Source organism: Nitrospira sp. NS4 (assembly GCF_049546785.1).
GTDB lineage: Bacteria > Nitrospirota > Nitrospiria > Nitrospirales > Nitrospiraceae > Nitrospira_D.
In genome coordinates this window covers 498,347-518,625 of sequence record NZ_JBMWAN010000002.1, presented here as the reverse complement: position 1 = coordinate 518,625, position 20,279 = coordinate 498,347, and the positions used below count along the sequence as shown (strand labels likewise).

The 20,279-nt window shown below is 61.7% G+C and carries 17 protein-coding genes, 1 tRNA gene and 1 pseudogene; 15 read left to right on the top strand and 4 right to left on the bottom strand.

What is annotated here, in order from left to right:
* Window positions 1–137 precede the first annotated feature (137 nt).
* Window positions 138–1,451 (bottom strand): ribosome biogenesis GTPase Der, encoded by a 1,314-nt coding sequence (gene der, locus ACO9S2_RS07055; protein ID WP_423721573.1) that lies wholly within the window; start codon window positions 1,449–1,451, stop codon window positions 138–140.
* Between the two features lie 148 nt (window positions 1,452–1,599).
* On the opposite strand from der, the gene ACO9S2_RS07050 reads away from it, so the two are divergent.
* Window positions 1,600–2,307, top strand: coding sequence for an HAD family hydrolase (locus ACO9S2_RS07050; protein ID WP_423721246.1), 708 nt, complete (start codon window positions 1,600–1,602; stop codon window positions 2,305–2,307).
* Between the two features lie 222 nt (window positions 2,308–2,529).
* On the opposite strand, the gene ACO9S2_RS07045 is transcribed toward ACO9S2_RS07050, so the two are convergent.
* Together ACO9S2_RS07045 and ACO9S2_RS07040 are read right to left on the bottom strand one after the other, a co-directional pair.
* Window positions 2,530–4,296 (bottom strand): sialidase family protein, encoded by a 1,767-nt coding sequence (locus ACO9S2_RS07045; RefSeq protein WP_423721245.1) that lies wholly within the window; start codon window positions 4,294–4,296, stop codon window positions 2,530–2,532.
* 514 nt (window positions 4,297–4,810) lie between these two features.
* Window positions 4,811–5,452 (bottom strand): class I SAM-dependent methyltransferase, encoded by a 642-nt coding sequence (locus tag ACO9S2_RS07040; protein ID WP_423721244.1) that lies wholly within the window; start codon window positions 5,450–5,452, stop codon window positions 4,811–4,813.
* Window positions 5,453–5,579: 127 nt separating this feature from the next.
* Between ACO9S2_RS07040 and leuS the strand changes: the two genes are divergently transcribed.
* Genes leuS through holA form a run of 3 tightly spaced genes read left to right on the top strand, consistent with a single transcriptional unit; the run spans window position 5,580 to window position 9,852 of the window.
* Window positions 5,580–8,015, top strand: a complete 2,436-nt coding sequence (leuS, locus tag ACO9S2_RS07035) for a leucine--tRNA ligase (protein ID WP_423721243.1) — start codon at window positions 5,580–5,582, stop codon at window positions 8,013–8,015.
* A 47-nt stretch (window positions 8,016–8,062) separates the two neighbouring features.
* A complete protein-coding gene (gene lptE, locus ACO9S2_RS07030; RefSeq protein ID WP_423721242.1) occupies window positions 8,063–8,725 on the top strand; it encodes an LPS assembly lipoprotein LptE in 663 nt (220 codons plus the stop codon).
* A 17-nt stretch (window positions 8,726–8,742) separates the two neighbouring features.
* The gene (holA, locus tag ACO9S2_RS07025) at window positions 8,743–9,852 is read left to right on the top strand and encodes a DNA polymerase III subunit delta (protein WP_423721241.1); all 1,110 of its coding nucleotides are present in this window, start codon (window positions 8,743–8,745) and stop codon (window positions 9,850–9,852) included.
* On the opposite strand, the gene rpsT is transcribed toward holA, so the two are convergent.
* On the bottom strand, window positions 9,824–10,102 hold the full coding sequence (gene rpsT, locus ACO9S2_RS07020) for a 30S ribosomal protein S20 (RefSeq protein WP_423721240.1): 279 nt from the start codon (window positions 10,100–10,102) through the stop codon (window positions 9,824–9,826). The genes holA and rpsT overlap by 29 nt on opposite strands.
* Before the next feature lie 93 nt (window positions 10,103–10,195).
* On the opposite strand from rpsT, the gene pyrF reads away from it, so the two are divergent.
* From pyrF to ACO9S2_RS06965, 11 genes and pseudogenes are all read left to right on the top strand, one after another.
* Entirely contained in the window at window positions 10,196–10,912 is a 717-nt protein-coding gene (gene pyrF / locus ACO9S2_RS07015) for an orotidine-5'-phosphate decarboxylase (RefSeq protein ID WP_423721239.1), read from the top strand.
* A gap of 142 nt (window positions 10,913–11,054) precedes the next feature.
* Window positions 11,055–11,131 (top strand) — tRNA-His (locus tag ACO9S2_RS07010).
* 243 nt (window positions 11,132–11,374) lie between these two features.
* Entirely contained in the window at window positions 11,375–12,379 is a 1,005-nt protein-coding gene (locus ACO9S2_RS07005) for a helix-turn-helix transcriptional regulator (protein WP_423721238.1), read from the top strand.
* Between the two features lie 172 nt (window positions 12,380–12,551).
* Complete coding sequence (locus tag ACO9S2_RS07000; RefSeq protein ID WP_423721237.1) at window positions 12,552–12,719, top strand: DUF433 domain-containing protein; 168 nt, start codon at window positions 12,552–12,554, stop codon at window positions 12,717–12,719.
* 216 nt (window positions 12,720–12,935) lie between these two features.
* On the top strand, window positions 12,936–13,625 hold the full coding sequence (locus ACO9S2_RS06995; protein WP_423721236.1) for a VWA domain-containing protein: 690 nt from the start codon (window positions 12,936–12,938) through the stop codon (window positions 13,623–13,625).
* A 21-nt stretch (window positions 13,626–13,646) separates the two neighbouring features.
* Window positions 13,647–13,910 carry a hypothetical protein gene (locus ACO9S2_RS06990; protein WP_423721235.1) on the top strand — a complete coding sequence of 88 codons (264 nt, stop codon included), beginning with the start codon at window positions 13,647–13,649 and terminating at the stop codon, window positions 13,908–13,910.
* Complete coding sequence (locus ACO9S2_RS06985) at window positions 13,907–14,338, top strand: hypothetical protein (RefSeq protein ID WP_423721234.1); 432 nt, start codon at window positions 13,907–13,909, stop codon at window positions 14,336–14,338. Before ACO9S2_RS06990 ends, ACO9S2_RS06985 begins: the two co-directional genes overlap by 4 nt.
* A gap of 25 nt (window positions 14,339–14,363) precedes the next feature.
* Window positions 14,364–14,588 (top strand): hypothetical protein, encoded by a 225-nt coding sequence (locus ACO9S2_RS06980; protein WP_423721233.1) that lies wholly within the window; start codon window positions 14,364–14,366, stop codon window positions 14,586–14,588.
* Between the two features lie 104 nt (window positions 14,589–14,692).
* Complete coding sequence (locus tag ACO9S2_RS06975; RefSeq protein ID WP_423721232.1) at window positions 14,693–18,130, top strand: TM0106 family RecB-like putative nuclease; 3,438 nt, start codon at window positions 14,693–14,695, stop codon at window positions 18,128–18,130.
* Between the two features lie 348 nt (window positions 18,131–18,478).
* Window positions 18,479–19,643 (top strand): annotated as a pseudogene (locus tag ACO9S2_RS06970) (PDDEXK nuclease domain-containing protein).
* 22 nt (window positions 19,644–19,665) lie between these two features.
* Window positions 19,666–20,004 (top strand): helix-turn-helix domain-containing protein, encoded by a 339-nt coding sequence (locus ACO9S2_RS06965; RefSeq protein WP_423721231.1) that lies wholly within the window; start codon window positions 19,666–19,668, stop codon window positions 20,002–20,004.
* The last annotated feature ends 275 nt before the right edge of the window (window positions 20,005–20,279 follow it).

The following is a 20,279-nucleotide window of genomic DNA, read 5'->3' as shown; positions in this document are numbered from 1 at the left end:
AGGCGGTCCGAACACCCGGCACATAGGTCGCAGATAATCTGCGAATAACATGCGATCGAAGGGGAGTCAAGATGAAAACCGTTCACCTCGTAGTCTTACGGGGATGAGCGCCGAGCGAACGCTTGTGAAGGAGCGCGCTATTTCTTGCGCGCGAGGATGCGGATCGGGGTGCCGGAAAATCCGTAGGTTTCTCTCAGACGGCTTTCGAGAAATTTCAGATAGGAGGGCGTGATGTCCTGCGGATGCCCCACGAACAAGGCAAAGACCGGCGGCTTCGTGGCGACCTGCGTCATGAAGGCCGATTTGGTGACTTTCGACGGCTTGCCTTTGCGCACCGGCAGCGGATGGGTGATCAGGAGTTCCTGCAGGAATTGATTCAGTTGTCCGGTCGGCACCCGTTTGGTGAACGAGCCGTAGGCTTCGTCGATCTGCGGAAACAGTTGACGTAGCGAGTCCGGCTTGGCCGCGGCGCCGTAGAAGACCGGGGCCCAGGTGAGAAAGGGAAAGCGCCGGTTGAATTCCCGCTCATACTCTTTCCGCGCCTCGGCATCGCCCGCGCGGAGGTCCCACTTGTTGACGAGGAGGGCGCAGGCCCGGCCCTGCTTGAGGATGGCGCCGGCGATCTTCGTATCCTGCTCGGTCACGCCTTCCACCCCGTCGAGCAGCAGGACGGCCACGTCGGACCGCCCGATGGCCCGGAGCGACCGCATGACGCTGTAGCCTTCGATGCCCCGGTCGATGCGGCCGCGCCGCCGGATGCCGGCGGTATCGGTGAACACATAGCGTTTGCCGTTGTGGGTGACGAGCGAATCGATCGGGTCCCGCGTCGTGCCGGGCACGTCGCTGACCACCACGCGTTCTTCACCCATGACGGCATTGATGAGCGTGGACTTGCCGACGTTCGGCCGGCCGACGATGGCGATCCGCGGGAGCTGCGCGAGCTCCCCGGCCTGGTCCGCCGGCGGCAGCAGCGGGTAGAGCGCGTCCAGCAGCTCGGCGACACCGATGCCGTGTTCGGCGGAAAGGGGGTACAGCTCGTCCGCGCCCAGTTGATAGAAATCGGCCACGAGGGGATCGGCCTTCGGCGTGTCGATCTTGTTCACCGCATAGAAGATCGGTTTCGTCACGCCGCGCAGCAGCCGCATCACTTCATGGTCCGGCGGGGTCAGCCCCGAGCGGCCGTCCAGGAGGAAAATCAGGATGTCGGCTTCCGCGATCGCCAGCTCGGACTGCCGGCGAATCAACGACAGCATGCCGTCCGAGGTGGAGAGATCCAGGCCGCCGGTATCGACCAGCCGGAATTTGCGCTCCCGATAAACTGCGTCCGCATAGTTCCGGTCGCGGGTGACGCCCGGCACGTCATCGACGATGGCGGTCTTGACGCCGAGGATTTTGTTGAACAGCGTCGATTTGCCCACGTTCGGCCGGCCGATGATCGCCACGAGCGGCATCGGGGCGTCGGATCTGAAGGGCAGGGCGTTCGTGGTCGTGACGGAGTCGCGTTTGGTTCTCATAGGTGGACTGGACCGTATCATACAGGTTTTCATAAGCACAACAGGCCTCGCCGCTCCCGGCCGGGTCAGGTATACTGAGATCCCGATGGCGCATCACTCATCACCCGTCACCGATCACTCGATCGATTGGTCCCGAATCGACGACGTGCTGCTCGACATGGACGGCACGCTCCTCGACCGGCATTTCGACAACTTCTTTTTCGAGGAGGAGCTGCCGCGACGCTATGCGGCGCTCCACCGCCTCACCTTCGAAGACTCGCGCGACCGGCTGATGGCCATGTACCGATCCGTCGAAGGCGAACTGGCCTGGACCGACCTGCATTACTGGACGGAGCGCGTGGGGATCGACGTGGTGGCGCTGCATCGCGAGCTGGATCACATGATCGGCTTTCTGCCGGGGGCGGAAGAATTCCTGCGGGATCTGCGGAAGCTCGGGAAGCGCGTGACGATCGTCACGAATGCGCACGAGGCGGGGGTGTCGGTGAAGGCCGCCAAGACCGGCCTCGACCGGCAGGTGGATCGCATTCTCGACGCGTTCGAGGTCGGCTATCTCAAGATGCGGCCAGAATACTGGCCGGCCTGTCAGCGGCTCCTGGGCTTTGATCCGGATCGATCACTGTATGTCGATGACGATGAGGGCTGTCTCACGGCCGCGCGGCAGTTCGGCATCGGCCATATTGTCCATAGCGCCAAATCCAGCTCTCAATTGCCGTCCGCCGCATCCGCCGGGTTTCCTTCGGTTGAGAGCATGCTGGCCCTGCTCAACGGCCGTCCAGAGTCTGCGGCCGGGTAGCTGCTGATACAGCACTCCGGCGGGACATTTGGATGCGCAAGGACGCAGCCGCACTCCGTGCCGCGAGGCGATCGCGGCAACAGGGGGGAACCACCGCGGGTACCCGCAACACAGCGAATTAGGCAGCGGCGGTCTCGCCTTTCAGAAAACTCATCATAATGTAATGTCCGCGGTGCTTGACCGCCCACCCATCCAATTTCTCTCTTTTTCGTTTCTCGTTACTTATTTCCCGAATTTGACCGTCGTTTGGTTAGAGCAGTCTGTCGTTCCTGCATAGCACACTTGGTACACATAGGAAGCCTTGTTGCCCTTGGTCCCGATGTTGTCTGTGTAGACGCCGCTGTCAGGCACCGTGGTCATCACAGTGGAGTCGCGCTTGATGTCGACGTTGCCGCCTGGAATCGCGGATATCCAAGATAGATTCGCAGACTGTGCCCCCTTTTGCTTAAACCCAGTTGCCGTCAAGATAAGGTGAGGTGGCACATCAGTGACCCGATCAAAGTAAACATCCTGCTGAGGGACTCCGCTGATGGCCACTCTCCCGTCGACCCAAGCCGTGAAGAACGCACTGCCATCGGCAAAGCTCCGATCGTAATCTCCCGCATAGCATGAATTGACGGTTGAATCGGGCTGAAGGGGCAGGGGACTGGGGGCGTCACTGATCACGTCGTCGGTCTGCCATGTCAGGCCATTGTCGTTTGATACCCTTCCCCAGCGTTCGTACGCATTGCCGGTCGTATTCCGGGCGTCGTACCAACTCACGAACACATGACCTGCCGGTGAGACCGATAGCGAAGGTTGCCACTGCAATCGGGTTCCACTGTCGGTGTTCAGTCTGATCGCTGTGCTCCAGGTCGCACCGTTGTCCGTCGAGCTCGTGTAGTAAATGTCCCCTGCGTCGCCAGCGGCTCCTTGCGCGTAGGCGTAATGGATGACCCCACCTGGTCCCGCTCCGATGTCGCCCCACCCCATGTGCCGCCAGTAGGAAGGAAACATGGCGGCGAAATACCCGCAGAATGACGTACCCGGAGGCGTAAAGCTCGACCCCATCGAAAACTCCAACCAGGATGTGCCGCCGTTCGTAGAACGATAGACAAGGTTAAGGCGTGGGCTCAACCCGCCACCGCCTTCATTCATGCCAGCAATAAACACGGCTCCGTCAGGACCGGTCGTCAATTGAACATTGCGGATGAAGGTCGCATTCGCCACGACTTGGACCGGAACGCTCCAAGTGACGCCTCCATCATCTGAATAAGTGGCAAAGATGGGAGAGTTGGCAACTGCAAAATTGTTCCAACTGATATACACACGACCGTAGAACGGACTTACAGGGTTATTGTCAACCCAGCCCGATTCGCGGTCATCGGACGTGCCGCTATGCGCGCAAGATCCGGCCGACCAGGTGATCCCATCAGGCGAACTCCACATCCCGATACCCTGGCCACCACAGCCGGTTGCAAGAAATGCCGCCAGCCATCGTGTATGCTTCCTGTCGTAAACCAGCACTGGGTCGCCGTAATTGGTGCCGTGACCGGAACAGAAGGGTCTCGAGTTCAGATTCGTCCACGTGGCCCCGCCGTCAGTGGAGTAGGAACCGCCTCCATAACAGGTCGGTGCCGTGCGGGAATCGTTGTAGGCCACAACGCTCGTGTTTCCCTCAGTCCAGACCTGGGTTTCCGATTGAGTCACATGGGGATAGGTCCCTTCTCCCCCAAGCACGACGTCCTGATCAATCCCACCTAAATTACTTGGAGCAGAAGAACTGAAAGCGCTGCTGATCTCTACTGGCGCGGATGCGGGCACACGTCCACAGGCGGCGAGTATTTCGTGGGCGTGCTGGTTGATTTGCTTATCCAAGCCGAGCGCATCGATAAGTCTACAGGCCTCGGGCGAACTTTGTGCCGCCACTGGGCCAGGTCCAACCCAAGCCGAGAACGCCAGAAGCAAGACGACGAACCATGGAATTGAACCCCCCATCTTCATTTTCATGATAGTCCCTCCCAAGCATGAAACAATCGATTAGGTTGGTCACAACTCTTTAAGCAGAGGTCAAAATAAAATTGCGCGTCCAATTTGCTTATGTCAAACGGACGGTAGGTAGAATGTGTGGTCAAACCCGCTACTAGACGTTTCTACAGCGTCTCTTTCTTGCAGCAGCGCTCAAAAAAATGAATTAGAAGCAGTTTCGCCTGTCATGTGAAAGAGGCACAGAGGGAATGGCCGATTCGATTATGAAGAAAGCAGGAAAAGACAAGCTCGATCTCAGATAACGCTCGAAAAGATCGTGAGCCTGTGCGGATGAACGTGGTGGTGCCCGAGTGGGTGCGCCGAGATGATCGAGAGTCTTGTCATCACGCTGGATTCCAGGATGGCCATGAGGATTTGCATTGTGCCGTTAGAGTGTCGGCAGTGTTCGATGTTAATTCCTCTATGCCTTTGGGTTTCTAAGTGCCGTTGTCTACGTCTACGGGATTGCCTTCTGTCGAAAGCATGCTGGTCCAGCTCAACGGGCATCCGGGCTCTCGGGCGCGCTGACGACGGCCGTGCCCCGGTACATGGTCCCTCCGATGCGCGGCACTGAGTCCATGGTGAAGCGATCCAGTTTCGTAATGGTGAGCCCGGCTTCCACGATGAGCCGGTCGATCTTGCGGTTCAAGTGGCACCCGCAGCCGACCACGTTCTGAATCGGGTTCAAGCGATCCTGCCAGGCGGCGATCTTTCGATTCTCGCTTCGCCCATGCTCCAGAAACAAAAAGGTTCCATCCGGCTTGAGCACGCGGCGGATTTCCCGCAGTGCGGCAACCGGGTCGGGGATCGTGCAAAGGGTCCAGGTGCTCACCACGCAGTCGAACGTCCGGTCCTCATACGGGAGCCGTTCGGCGCTGATGCGGGATACTTCAATGGGGAACGAGGCGGCCGCGCTCCGCTCCGCCAGGCGAGCAGGCAGCAGGGGGGCGGGATCCACCGCGCGCAGTTGCGAGACGCTGCCGGGATAGTGCGGCAGATTGAGCCCGGTACCCAGACCGATTTCCAGGACATGGCCATGCGCCGCTTGCAGCAGCTCCGCACGAAGTTGTTGAAACTCCGTCCCGCTCATGAACCGGTCCATGAGCCGGGGGAAAATGTAGCGGCTGTAGAGTCCCATGAGAGCCCGCAGTATAACAAACCGCGCGCGGCATGGCCCGCCGCGAATCTTGTGACCCTTGGGGGGCTGTGTTAGAGTCCTCCGTCTTTTTCAGTATCCTATTTAAAGACCGGATGACGATGAGCTTATGAGCAAAGGTTACGATCATCACGCCATCGAGGCGAAGTGGCAGGCCTATTGGGAAGAACATCGCCCGTTCCGGGCCCTGGACGATTCCTCGAAGCCCAAGTTCTATTGCCTGGACATGTTTCCTTACCCCTCGGGGTCCGGTCTCCACGTCGGACATCTCGAAGGGTATACGGCGACGGACATTGTCTCGCGCTACAAGCGGATGAAGGGCTTCAATGTGCTGCATCCGATGGGCTGGGACGCGTTCGGCCTGCCGGCTGAGCAATATGCGGTGAAGACCGGTGTGCATCCGGCCCTCACCACCGCGCAAAACATCGCCACGTTCAAACGGCAGATGAAGCGGGTGGGGCTCTCCTACGACTGGGAGCGGGAGATCAGCACCACCGATCCCGACTACTACCGCTGGACGCAATGGATCTTCCTCCAGCTCTATAAGCGCGGCCTGGCCTACGTGGCAGAAGTGCCGGTGAACTGGTGCCCCGCGCTGGGCACCGTGCTGGCGAACGAAGAAATCGTCGACGGCAAGAGCGAAGTCGGCGGGTTCGACGTCGTTCGCAAACCCATGCGCCAGTGGGTCTTGAAGATCACCGCCTACGCCGACCGCCTGCTCGAAGACTTGAAACTCGTCGAATGGCCCCCCAGCACGCTGGAGATGCAAAAGAACTGGATCGGCCGCTCCATCGGCGCGGAAGTGGATTTCGCCCTGGCCGACAGCAACGGTTCGATCCGCGTCTTTACCACCAGGCCGGACACCCTCTTCGGCGCGACCTATATGGTGCTGGCTCCCGAGCATCCGCTGGTCGAGGTCGTGACCAGTTCGTCGCAGAAAGCGGCTGTCGCAGCCTATCGCGACGCCACCGTCCGCAAAAGCGATCTGCAGCGGACCGAACTCGACAAGGAGAAGACCGGCTGCTTCACCGGCGGGTACGCCGTCAATCCGGTGAACGGCGAGCGGCTGCCGGTCTGGATCGCCGATTACGTCCTCATGAGCTACGGGACCGGCGCGATCATGGCGGTGCCGGCGCACGACGAGCGGGACTGGGCTTTTGCCAAGACCTATCAGCTGCCCGTTCGCGAAGTGATTCAGGGCGGCAAGGTCGACGAAGCGGCCTTCGTCGCGACGGATCGCGGCACGGTGGTGAATTCCGCCTCGGCCGACGGTTCGCTTTCGCTCAACGGCATGAAGCCGGCCGACGCGATCCCGGCGATCACGGCCTGGCTGGAACGGCAGGGCAAGGGCAGGAAAGCGATCAACTATAAGCTGCGCGATTGGCTCTTCGCCCGCCAGCGTTACTGGGGTGAGCCGTTTCCGATCGTCTGGGTGGAGGGAGAATCCCGCCCCCTGCCGGAAGAGCAGCTGCCGCTCATCCTGCCGGAGACCAGCAACTTCAAACCGTCCGGCACAGGGGAAAGCCCCCTGGCGAATCTGGAGGACTGGCTGGTGACGACCGATCCCGCGACCGGCCGGCCGGCGCGGCGGGAAACGAATACGATGCCGCAGTGGGCCGGGTCCTGCTGGTACTACCTCCGCTTCATCGACCCGAAGAATCAGGCGCAGCTCGTCGATCCGGCGAAGGAACAGTATTGGATGCCGGTGGATCTCTACGTCGGCGGCAGCGAACACGCGGTGCTGCATCTGCTCTACTCCCGCTTCTGGCACAAGGTGCTGCACGACATCGGGGTGGTGAGCACGCCGGAGCCCTTCAAGAAGCTGGTGCATCAGGGGATCGTGCTCGGCGAGGACAATCAGAAGATGTCCAAGTCGCGCGGCAACGTGGTGAATCCCGACGAGATGATGGATCAGTTCGGCGCCGACGCGGTGCGGCTCTACGAAATGTTCATGGGCCCGCTGGAGGCCATGAAGCCCTGGAGCAGCAGAGGCGTGGAGGGGATCACCCGATTTTTAGAACGGGTGTGGCGTCTCATGGTGACGGAAGAGGGCGGCCTGTCGCCCTCCGTCGTGGCCTCGGCGCCCGCCCTTGAGCAGCAGCGCCTCCTGCATCAGACCATCAAGAAAGTGACAGAGGATATCGAGGAGCTGCATTTCAATACGGCCATCGCGCAGATGATGGTGTTCACGAACGAGATGACCAAGGCCGAGCAGCGTCCAAGAGCCTTGCTGGAACCCTTCGTCCTGCTCCTCTCGCCCTTTGCGCCGCATGTGGCCGAAGAGCTCTGGGCGGTGCTCGGGCATCGACCGAGCGTCTCGCAGCAGCCCTGGCCGGTATTCGATCCATCGCTCACGGTCAGCGACCGGCTGACGATCCCCGTGCAAGTGAACGGGAAGCTGCGCGGCAAGATCGAGGTCGCGGCGGATGCGGCGCGCGACGCGGTCGAGCGGGCCTCCCGCGAAGTCGTGGCCGAATGGCTGCAGGGAAAAGAGCCGAAGAAAGTAATCTACGTCGAGAAGAAGCTGATGAATTTCGTGGTGTGATGATGGATCGGCGAAGGGCAAGGGGCGAGGGGGGAGGGGGCGGAGATGTGGGGAAGGGCAACGCGTCATCGCGTATGACGGGTCTTGCCGCATGCCTTGTGCCTCTCGCCTTCAGCCTGTTGTTACCGTCGTGCGGCTATCAATTCCGCGTGGAGGGAGCCGGCCCGACCATCGGCGGGACGACGGCGAAGACCTCCGACGTGCCTCCGCCGCGCCTGGTGATCCGCACCTTGGAGAATAAAAGTTTTGAGCCCAATCTGGAGACGCGCTATACGAACTATCTGCGGCGCGAATTCTCGTCCGGAAGCGGCGCCCAGGTGGTGCCGGATTCCGAGGCGGCCGACCTGGTCCTGACCGGGCAGATCCTGTCGGTGAGCGTTCCCACGTTGAGCTTCACCCTGACTCCGACGCCGGAGAATCCCACGGGATCAGCCACGACGTTGGAAAGCCGGACGGAAGTCGTGGTGGCGGTGAAGGTGGAAGAGACCAGGACGAAGAAAATGGTCTGGTCGCAGATCGCCAAGGGGTCGTCGGAGTTTTACGTCACCTCCGACCTGCAATTTAACCGCTCGTTGCAAAACCGCGCGCTGGAACAGGCGGGCCGCTTCGTCGCGGAGGATTTGGCCTCGCGGTTTCTGTTGCAGCTGGAATCCGGCGGGCTGAAGAAGCCGGCTCCTTCAGAGCCTGCTGCTGTCCCGGCAGCCAAATAAGACTCTTAGGCGAACCTATGGGAACGGCCGTCAATCCGACACAATTGCAGTCCGCGCTGAAGCAGGGTCCGCCCGCGCCGGTCTACCTCGTCGCGGGAGAAGAGGACTTGCTGCGCGACGAGGCGGTGGCCACGCTCAAGGCGGCGCTGCTGGGCGAGGGCGGCGAATTCAACTTCGACCTGTTCTATGGCGACGAAGCGGAGGGGTCGGAGATTCTCAATTGCGCGTCGGAAGTGCCGGTGTTTGCCGAGCGCCGGGTGGTGCTCGTGAAGACAGCCGAGAAGCTTCCGGCCCGCGAGGCGGAGAAGCTGCTGCCCTATCTGGCGGCGCCGGTGGAGAGCACGACCCTGGTGTTTGTCGCCGTCAAGCTGGACGGGCGGCTGAAATTTTCCCAGGCGCTCACGCGCGCGGCGGTGACGGTCGATTGCTCGCCCCTGCGGGAAATGCAGCTGGGGCCCTGGCTGGGCCGCGACGCGCAGCGGCTCGGGCTGCGGCTGGATGACAAGGCGGTCGAGGTGCTGAAGGAAACCTGCGGCGGATCGCTCTACGCGGCCCGCCGGGAGATGGAAAAGCTGGCGTCCTATATCGATTCGGACCGGCCCGCGACCGCCGCCGACGTGTACCAGCTGCGGGGCGTCGAGCCAGGCGCGTCGGTCTTCGACCTGACGCTGGCGATCGCCGACGGGCATCGGGGGCGCGTCCTGTCGATCCTGGCCAGGAATCTGGAAGCGGGCGAGGCGCCGCTCCGCATCCTGGGATCGCTGGCCTGGCAGTATCGCCGGATCTGGAAAGTGAAGGAGCAGGTCCGTGAAGGGGGCCGCGAAGGCGACGCCGCGCGGACCTTGCGGATGGATCCGCTGAAAGTGCGGTCGTTCCTCAACCGGTTTTCCGAGGAGCATCTGCAGCAGGCGTTGCGGTTGTTTCTGGAGGCGGACGGGCAGCTCAAGGGCGGCAGCAGCAGCCATCCTAAAATGGTGATGGAGCGGGTGCTGCTGAGGCTCTGCGGCTTTGCGACGGGGGAGCCGACCGATGCCCCGCGCCGACCGCCGGCCACAACCGGACGGGGATCGGCACGAGTGGTCTCGAATGTCAGAACGATTACGAGCGGGAAGCGGTCAGGCCGTTGACATGCTTCGTCAAGCGGGACACACGACGGGATGCGGTATTGGGCTTCAGGGCGCCTTTCGTCACGGCCTTGCTGATGGCCGAGGTGGCAGTGAGCAGGGCGGTCTTGGCGTCGTCCGCCTTCTTCTCGGCCACCGCCGTCTGCACCTTCTTGACCAGTGTCTTCACCGCGCTCATGATGGCGTGGTTGCGCTTGTGCCGGAGTTCGGCCCGACGGGCCTGGCGAATCGTCGACTTGTGAATGACAGGCATTGTAGAGTCCTCCAAAAAGAATGGAACTTGTATCATAGAAATCCGCGCATCGTCAAGAATGCGCGGGGGTTGTCGTGAGTAAGGAGCATTTCTATGGGAAAGATCGTCGCACGTGACCGGCTCATCTTCGCGCTCGATGTGCCCTCTGCGGCCGAAGCCGAGCGTCTGTTAGACCGGCTGCAAGGCCACATTTCCTTCGTGAAAATCGGGCTGGAACTCTACACCGCCGCCGGGCCGGACATGATCAAGCGGGTGCTCGACCGGAACATGCGGGTTTTCCTCGATCTGAAATTCTTGGACATCGAAGAAACCGTTCGCCGCGCCACCGCGCGGGTCGCGGCCATGGGGGTCGATTTCCTCACCGTCCATGCCAACCGCAAGGCGCTGACCGCGGCGGTGCAGGGGCGCGAGGGCTCTTCCCTGAAATTGCTGGCCGTCACCGTGCTCACGAACTTCGACAGCAACGATTTGCGCGAAATGGGGATCCAGCGGACCGTGCAGGACCTGGTGACCGCGCGGGCGCTCCTGGCCTCGGAAGTCGGTTGCGACGGCGTCGTGGCGTCCGGCGAAGAGCCGGCGGCGATCCGGCAGAAAGTCGGGCCGCGGTTCGTCATCGTGACGCCCGGCGTGCGGCCGGCGGGAAAAGGGGTGGATGACCACGCGCGGGCGACCACGCCGACCCAGACCATCGCCGCCGGGGCCGATTATCTGGTCATCGGCCGGCCCATCAGGGACGCCGCCGATCCTTCCGCCACCGTGACGGAGATCGTGAATGAGATGCAGGCCGCTTTCGACGCCCGGACCGCGTGAGCGCGTCAACCGTCAGGCGGGGCCCGGGTCACCGGCTTGTCGCTTCACGGATGACGAGTGACGGTGCGGAGCCGGTTGCGGGGCCTTGCTCCTCTTTGCTAAGATCCCCCTTCCACATTGCCTCCAAACCTCTCCCTGGATGGTGGGTGTAGCTCAGTTGGTTAGAGCGCCGGATTGTGGATCCGGAGGTCGCGGGTTCGAAACCCGTCATCCACCCCATGCCTTCTCATCATCGTCGCCGGTTGCACGTTGGACCAAAGCGCAAGAACTTTGAGCCGTCCGGCTCCGGTCGAATCCCTGTTGGCCGCCGGGCAGATCAACGGCTCACCTTGGCTCATCAGCCTGCCGACCGGTCTGATTCCCTGAAGCCGGCCCGAAAGGGCTCGTGCGGCGTCCGAGAGAACGCTTTCCGATGTTCTCTGTTTGTGGCATGGTACGACCTCAGTACCAGCAGGGTGTTCTATGCCGCGCAATGACCAGGTCACACGTCAATGGCATCTGCTGCAGCGCCTCGGCGCGGCCCGTAACGGCCTGACCCTGGCGCAGTTGGTGGAGGCGATCCCGGACGATCTGAGCCGCCACCCTCGCACGGTCCGCCGTGATCTGGCGGCGCTGGAAGCCTCCCATTTCCCGCTCCTGACCGAACGGATCGACGGCGAAGTCCGGTGGCGGCTCCTCGACGGATTCAAAAACATTCCAGCCCTCCGTCTGTCCCCGACCGAATTGATGGCCCTGGCCTTCAGCCGGCAGCTGCTGAGCCCGCTTCAGGGCACCCTCATCGCGACGTCCCTGAACTCGGCCCTCTCGAAGATCTCCGCCGCGATTCCCTCAGGCGCCACCGAGTATCTTCAGCGGCTGGACCAGTGGTTTTCCGTCGGCCTGGGCCCGCACAAGAACTACCGGCACCATCGCGAGACGATCGACATCCTGTCGCAGGCCATCGCCCACCGGCATACGGTGCAAATGCGCTATTTCTCCGCCGGACGCAATGTGACCACGAGGCGGGAAGTCGATCCCTATCGGTTACGCTATGTGGACGGCGGTCTCTACCTGATCGCCTATTGCCACTGGCGAAAAGAGGTGCGGATGTTCGCCGTGGAGCGGGTCAAATCCCTCACGCCCACCGACCATCCTTATCAGATGCCGCTGCATTTCGATCTGGAGGCCTATGTGGAAGACGCGCTGGTCGTCATGCGCGGCGAACGCATCACCGTCGAGCTCCAGTTCGACAAAGGCACGGCCGCCTGGGTGAAGGACCGGACCTGGCATCCCAGCCAGCAGGTGACGCAACTCAAGACCGGCCAGCTCCTCATGACCCTCCAGGTGGCCGATACACCGGAATTGCTCGGATGGATCCTCAGTTTTGGAAGCGGTGTCCAGGTTTTGAAGCCCGAGCGGCTGCGGGTAGCGGTCGAATCTGAGGCGCGCAATATCATTCGAGCCTCGGTCAGAGAACCGGGGGGCTGATCGATCGGTACGAGCACTGGAGACCGGGGAATGACTTCCCCTGGTATCTTGGCTATACTTTTGGAAACTCGCCTGGTCCAGGGGACAGAGGAGGAGGTATGGATTACCGCCAGTACATCGTGCGCGATCCGAAGGTATGTGGGGGGGGGGAACCGCTGGTGAAGGGTAGCGCGTGACCGTCCGCACTATCCTGGCCAGCCTGGCTGAGGGAGATAGCGTCCAGGAACTGTTGCAGGACTTTCCGACTCTCAAGGAAGAGGATATACGGGCGATTGTGGCATTTGCCGCGGCATCGGCAGAAGAAGACCTTCCGCTTCAGAGCGTGCCGGACGTGGCGTGAACATCAAACAAGTGCGGCGCCCTCCGCAATCCAATCCGTCTCCGTGACCCCGGATGTCACGGCATCCAGGACTTTCCGGCCGCCTGTTGTCGCATAACCATTTGGAGTCACAATAGTTTCGCTCCCCCGGCAGGGTCTGTCCGGAGTGACCTGCCCTGTCACGGTCATCGCATAGGATGGCGCCTATCCACCACCCCTTGGAAGGAGGTCGCCATCATGGACAGGCCAGCGCATCAGCAACCGGACCAGGCAGTCCGCCCCCTCTACATCACCCTCATTCTGGACGAAAGCGGCTCCATGCAATCCTGCAAAGGCGCCGCCCTCGCAGGCTTCAATCACTACCTCGCCACCCTCAGGCGGGAGCCGGCCGGGACGCATTTCACCCTCACCCTCTTCAATGCAGCCAGGACCGAGGTGCGCTACCGGGCCGTGCCGCTGTCAGCCGTGCAGGACCTGGACGAGGAAACCTATCGCCCTCAGGACGGCACGCCGCTCTATGACGCCATCGGGCGCACCTTGTCTCTGGCAAGACAGGAAGCGCCGGCGGAGGCCAGGAAACTCTGCGTCATCCTGACCGACGGGGAGGAGAATGCCTCGCAGGAATACAGCCGGCAGCAGGTGTTCGACCTCATCAAGTCCCGCGAGAAACAGGGCTGGGCGTTTCTCTACCTCGGGGCCGACCACGACGTGTGGGCCGCCGGCGGCGATCTCGGCATCGCGGGCGAGAGCCGCATCTCCTTCTCCCGCCGCAGGGTCGATCACACCTTCGATCAACTGAGCGAGGCCACCGCGCGCTACCGGCGCGGCGAAGGGGAGTCGGCCGCCGAGGCCTTCACGCCCCAGGAGAGGCCGCCCTCACCGGCATCGCCGTCCGGTAATCAGGAACCGCCTGACTGGTTGAGCTGACCGGTGAGAAAGGAGAAGGCGATGCCGTATTCCGAACGAGACAGGCTGATCGAGACCCGCGCACAGCATGATGAGATCCCACTCACCTGGAAGCTCGCCGCCTGTGCCGCGATCCTTCTCGTCGTGAGCGGCTTGGCGGTCCTGCTGACTATCCCTTTTTCCTGCATGCTGAACCATTGGCCCCAGCCGGTCTGTCGCATCTTGCAGCCCGTCCTCGGCCAGGCGGAACAAGGAGAGGAGTCCCTGCCCGCGACGACAGGCCCGACAGAAAGGAGGGAACCATGAAGATCACCGTTGTGTTGGTGCTCGTGCTGCTCTGGACCCCAGTTGCACTCCAGGCCGAAGACCTGGGCAACCTCAGCGCGAACCAGTTCGATGCCGATTCAACGGCCAATCCCTTCGGCAAAGGCAGCCCCTTCGCGCCCAACGGGATCAACAATCCCTTCAGCCCCTACGGCAGCCCGTTCAGCAACAGGTCGGCCACCAATCCCTTCGCCACGGAGGCGCCCAGGCTCTACGACCAGCAGGGGAACTATCGCGGCAAGCTGAGCGCCAATCCGTTCGACCCGGATTCGACCAGCAACCGGTTCGGCCGGTACGGCTCGCCCTTTTCACCGGAGTCACTGAACAACCAGTTCGGCGCCGGGAGCCCGTTCCGGTATGACTCACCGAACAACCCCTATGGCAAGGGCTGGAGAATCGAAGGACGGTAACGCACAAGCAAGACAGGAGGGGAACATGAAACAGTTCGTGTTGGGCCTGCTCGTTGGGAGCGTGGTGACCGGCACGGTCGTCGGGGCGGGCACCTTCTACGACTCCAAAGGGAACATCAAGGCGCCGGGCGGGGCTGTGCAACAATTCGACTACTTCCGGCAGCGGCAGCAGCAATTGGACATTCAACGGATGCGTAAACAGATGGAGCAACAGGACTTGGATCGCAAACTGGACCATCACCCTTGCTGACATCATCACCCGTGGCCATGCTCACACCCCCGCCGAATCATTGCGTTGGCGGTGAGAACCCGGTATGGGGATGGGCCTGGCCGAGCAAAATCTGAGGGGCTCGAATGAAGAAGAATGGCTCAGGACAACTGTTGTACTCGCCGAGCGATCTTGTGCGTTATCTGGCCTCGCCGTTTTCGTCCTGGATGGACCGGTACCGTTTGGAGAATCCCGGCGCGGTGAGGCCGGATGAGGCCACGGAGGATGAAACACTGATCGCCCAAACCGGCGAAGAACACGAACGGGCGGTGCTGGAGGACCTCAAGTCGTCAGGCGCCGCCCTAATCGAGATCTCCAAAAACGATCCCGCCGGCGCCCGGGAGCAGACCTTGGCCGCCATCAGGGCGAAGGTCCCCGTCATTTATCAGGCGGCGCTAGGAAGCGGGCCATTCGCCGGGTTTGCCGACTTTCTGATGCTGGATGGTGCCGGACGTTATCAGGTGTGGGACACGAAGCTCGCCCGCTCCCCCAAGCCCTACTATGCCGTTCAGCTCTGCTGCTATTCCGACATGTTGGCAGACATGACCGGTTCGCCGATGCCGGAGAAGTTCGGGATCATCCTGGGCACCAGGGAGAAGGTCGAGTTCCGCGTCGAAGATTTCATTCATTACTATCGCAGCCTCAAGGCCGGCTTTTTGGCCATGCAGGAGGGCTTCACCGGCAACCTGGCAGATCGTCCGGAGCCGCTGCCGCGCGCCGATCACGGTCGCTGGACCTCCCATGCGGAGCAGTTCTTCCACGAGCGGGACCACCTCGTGCTGGTGGCCGGCATTACGGTCGGCCAGATCAAGAAGCTCAAGCGGGCGGGGATCGCCAGGGTGGAGGATCTGGCCGCAGCCTCAGGCAGGAGGGTTCCCAAACTCGACCAGGACTCGCTGGAGACGCTTGTCGGGCAGGCGCGCCTCCAACGCCAGACGCGCCTCGACCGGCTGGCCAGGCCCGAGGCTCCGCCGCGCTACGAACTGCTGCCGCAAGCCGGCGTGACCGGCGAACCGGTGGGCCTTGCTGCTCTACCGCCGGATCATCCGGCGGACGTCTTCTTCGACATGGAGGGGTACCCCCTGGCGCCAGGCGGGTTGGAATATTTGTTCGGGGTCTGCACGAGCAACGGACAGCCCGGTTCATGGGACTTCATGGATTGGTGGGCCCACGACCGCGAGGAGGAAAAGCGCGCCTTCGAAGGGTTTGTGGACTGGGTGGTCACCCGCTGGAAGGAGCATCCGGGCCTGCACATCTACCACTACGCCGCCTACGAGGTCAGCGCGGTGAGGCGGTTGAGCACCTACCACGACACCCGTCAGGACGAGGTGGATGAGCTGCTCCGGAAGAACGTGTTTGTGGACCTCTATCAGGTCGTCCGCCACGGGCTGCGCATCGGGGAGGACAGCTATTCCATCAAGTCCGTGGAGCGGCTTTACCGGCCGAAGCGCACCACGGAGGTCGCCACGGCCGCCGACTCGATCGTGCAGTACGCCCGCTGGATCGAGAGCGGACAGCCGAAGGATTGGAACAAGAGCCCCATCCTGAAGGGCATCCGCGACTACAACGAGGACGACTGCAAGTCCACGGCGGAGTTGCTGCAATGGCTGAGGAAGGCAGCGGGGGAACACAAGATCGCTGCGGCCCAGGCTGTGGCTGTCCCTGCCCCATCGACGCCACCGGAATTGCCGCCGGAGATCGTGGCTCGACTGGACACAGCGGCCAAGCTCCGTAAGCGGCAGGACGCGTTGTCGGTGGCCCTCGCCAACCTGATCGACTTCCACCGGCGGGAAGAAAAGCCCATGTGGTGGCGCATGTTCGACCGGGCGGCCGCCACGGCCGACGTGCTCCGCGACGATCCTGCCTGCATCGAGGGCCTGCAAGCCATTGGATCTCCATTGCCCGACAAGCAGTCGCTCGTGCAAGCCTACCGGTTCGATCCGTCACAGGAATGCAAGCTGGCAGCCGGTGACAAGTCCAGAGTGATGTTCACGCATAATTTAGACGCGAAGCTCACTCTGTCTTCGTTGGATATTTCTACCGGGACGCTGGCGCTCAAGATAGGCAGGAAGGGGCTGAACGAGAAGCTGGGAGGCGCGTTCCCGTCGCGAGGGTCACTGCTCCCGGACGAATACGTCTCGGCGAAACCCATTCAGGATGCGCTGGCTGACGTGGCTTCGCGGCATTTGTCTGACGCTCTCCCTGCTCCGGTGGCTGCGCTCTTCAACCGTCTGCCGCCCGCCACACAGCTGCAATTCGACGGAGAATCCACGGCCCTGGCCGCCATCCGGGTTGCCGGTTCCATGGCCGGCGGGTGCCTGGTCATCCAGGGGCCTCCCGGCACCGGCAAGACCTTTACCGCCTCCCAGGTCATCGTCTCCCTCCTCGGCGCCGGAAAGAAGATCGGCATCGCCTCCAACAGCCACAAGGCCGTCGTGAACCTGCTCCTGGCCTGCGGCGACACGGCAAGGGAGGCCGGAAGGAATCTGGAGGGAATCAAAGTCGGGGGGGAAGCGGAAGGCCCGCTGTTTTCTGCTAACCCTGGTCTGCAGTACGTCCAAGATACAAGTGAGGCGCGCGGGGCCTATACAGCAGGCGTCGTGGGGGGAACGGCCTGGCTCTTTACCAGGCCCGAGTGGGAAGGGGCACTCGATTTCCTGTTCATCGATGAAGCAGGCCAGGTGGCTCTGGCCAACGCCGTGGCCATGGCTCGATGCGCGAAGAACCTGGTGCTCCTCGGCGACCAGATGCAGCTCGAACAACCGGTGCAGGGCTCCCATCCTGGCGATGCAGGATTGTCCGCCTTGCAATATGCGCTTAAGGACACAACGGCAAGCCTGCCCGATGCGCCGGTGTTTCATGCGGTCGTCCCGGCAGGCTACGGCCTGTTCCTCGGCGAGTCCCGCCGGATGCACCCCTCCGTCTGCCGCTTCATCTCCGAGAGCATCTACGAGAAACGGCTCGTGTCCCATCCGGACTGTGCCAGGCAGAAGATCGCGGTCCCATCCGGTGCGAGCGGACTCATCACCAGCGAAAGCGGGATCCTCTTCAGCGCGGTCGAGCATGATGGGAACATCCAGCAGAGCGAGGAGGAGGTCGAGCGGGTCAAGGCGATCTACGATGAGCTGTCTGGTCGTCGTTATACGGATAAAGAAGGCAAGACGAGGCCACTGGCGCTGGACGACTTTCTCTTCATCGCCCCCTACAACGCGCAGGTCCGCGCACTGCAAGCTGCATTGCCCCAAGGAGCACGGGTGGGGAGCGTGGACAAGTTTCAAGGGCAGGAAGCCCCGGTCTGCATCCTGTCCCTCTGCTCCAGTTATGGCGAATACGGCTCCCGGGGCTTGGCGTTCATTTTGGACCGGAACCGCATCAACGTGGCGATCTCACGGGCACAATGTCTGGCGGTGGTGGTGGCCGATCCCCGGATCGCTTGCGCCATTCCAGGGTCTCTTGACGAAATGATGCTCCTGAATCTGTTCTGCAAATTGGCGGATCGTCCAGCCCAGCAGGCCGGTGGATGACCAAGCCGATGCGACCGACGGGCGGCTGAGAGAAGAGTTCAGGTTCATTTGTTCTGACATTCGGCCGCTACGGCTCGCCGTTTTCGCCTGACTCGTTGAATAACCAATCAGGCGCGGGGAATCCGTTCAGGCCCGACTCACCGGATAATCCCTACGGGAAGGGTGGAGGATTGAAGGGGGGAGGTGAGGTGATGGCAAGAAAGCGCCGGTAGAGACCCTGATGGGGGCTCGTTCAGTTGTGTGGGCGAGGGTGTTCCTCATGACCTGAACGCGGGGTGATTTTCTCTGCGGAAAGAGGTAGCCTGCGCCAGAATTGTTCGGAATGCAGCCGACTGAAAGGACGTGATAATGGCAGGTAAGAAGAGGGGGGCTCCCATCGCAAAGGCCGCGACCGGACAGGTTGAGAAGCTGCTGGCTGATATCCGCGACCTGATCCTCTCAGCGCGCCGGGCGATCGTCCGCAGCGTGGATACTCTCCAAGTCTTGACCAGCTTCGAGATCGGCCGCCGTATCGTCGAGCATGAACAGCAGGGTGCCGCGAGGGCCGAATATGGAAAGCGTGTGCTCGGTGAATTGGCGGATCGGCTCACGGAGGAGTTCGGGAGAGGGTATTCTCGGTCGAACCTCCAAAATATGCGGAACTTCTTTCTCGTGTATCGGGACCGCAGCTCGCAGATTCGCCAGATGACATCTGGCAAATGGAAGGCCGGCTTCAGCGAAAAACGCCAGACCGCGTCTGGTAAATCGGCACCGAGTACCCCTTTCGTGCCGGGACCACCGGCACAATTCCCTCAACCATTTCCGCTGGGTTGGTCCCAGTACGTCTTCCTCCTGGGCATCGACGACGCGGACGAACGCGCGTTCTACGAGATTGAATCGTCACGAAGCAGTTGGACCTTGCCGGAACTCAAGCGCCAGTTCAACGCCAGTCTCTACGAACGTCTCGCGCTAAGCCGGGACAAGAGCGGCATCCGCAAGTTGGCGCAGCACGGCCAGATCGTCGGAAGGCCGCAAGACCTGCTGAAAGAACCGTACGTCCTGGAGTTTCTCGGGCTCGATGAAAAGGCCGCCTATTCAGAAACCGACCTGGAATCGGCGATCATCGACAAGCTCGAACAGTTCCTGTTGGAACTCGGCAAGGGGGTTTCTTTTCGAAGCTCGCCAGAAGCGCTTTACCTTCGAGACGGACCATTTCTTCGTCGATCTGGTCTTCTATAACAGACTGCTGCGTTGTTACGTGCTGATCGACTTGAAGATCGGCAAGGTGACCCATCAAGACCTCGGGCAGATGCAGATGTACGTGAACTATTTCGACCGGTATGTGAAGGCCGCAGACGAACATCCGACGGTCGGGATCATTCTGTGCAAGAAAAAGCACGACGCGCTGGTCACCATTACCCTGCCGAAGGGCGCGAATATCCATGCCAAGGAATATCGGTTGTACCTGCCGTCGAAGGACCAATTGCGGCGCAAGCTCGTTGAGTGGGCTGAGGAACAGCTGGCGAAGCCGTGAAATCCGATCGAGAGGAATGAACATGGCAAAACGAAAACGTACGGCCACCTCGGACGCGGTCCAGATACTCTACCGTCGGTACTACGAGGGGAGGCCCGAGCGTGTCAGGGGACTAGAGGAAGCCCGGGCAAACGACAGCGTGGCACGGAAGCTGACCGTGCTACGCCTTCGAGCGGGTCTCACACAACGGCAATTGGCCAAGCTGGTGGGCACGACGGCCTCAGCCATCTGTCGGCTGGAGGATGCCGAGTATGAAGGACATTCCCTTGCCATGCTGAATCGGATCGCATCCGCCTTGAAGCAGCGGGTGGAAATCCGGTTTGTCCCCGTCACCCAAGGCAAGGCGTTGAAATCGGCCTGAGGCGTGACGAGAGCCGAAGGCGTCGCGTCATGGATTCTTGCCCTTCGCAAGCCTGGTTCCTATGGCAACTCCTTCGTCGATAAGTCGGTGTTCGATCCCGATTCGACCAGCAACCAGTTCGGCCGGTATGGCTCGCCTTTTTCACCCGACTCGCTCAACAACCAATCAGGAGCGGGGAGTCCCGATCGCAGACGATGGATGAGAAAGAGACTGTCCGTGAGATGACATTCAACGCGGGGTTGCGCTAGACTCCACATACGAAAATACACGGGATT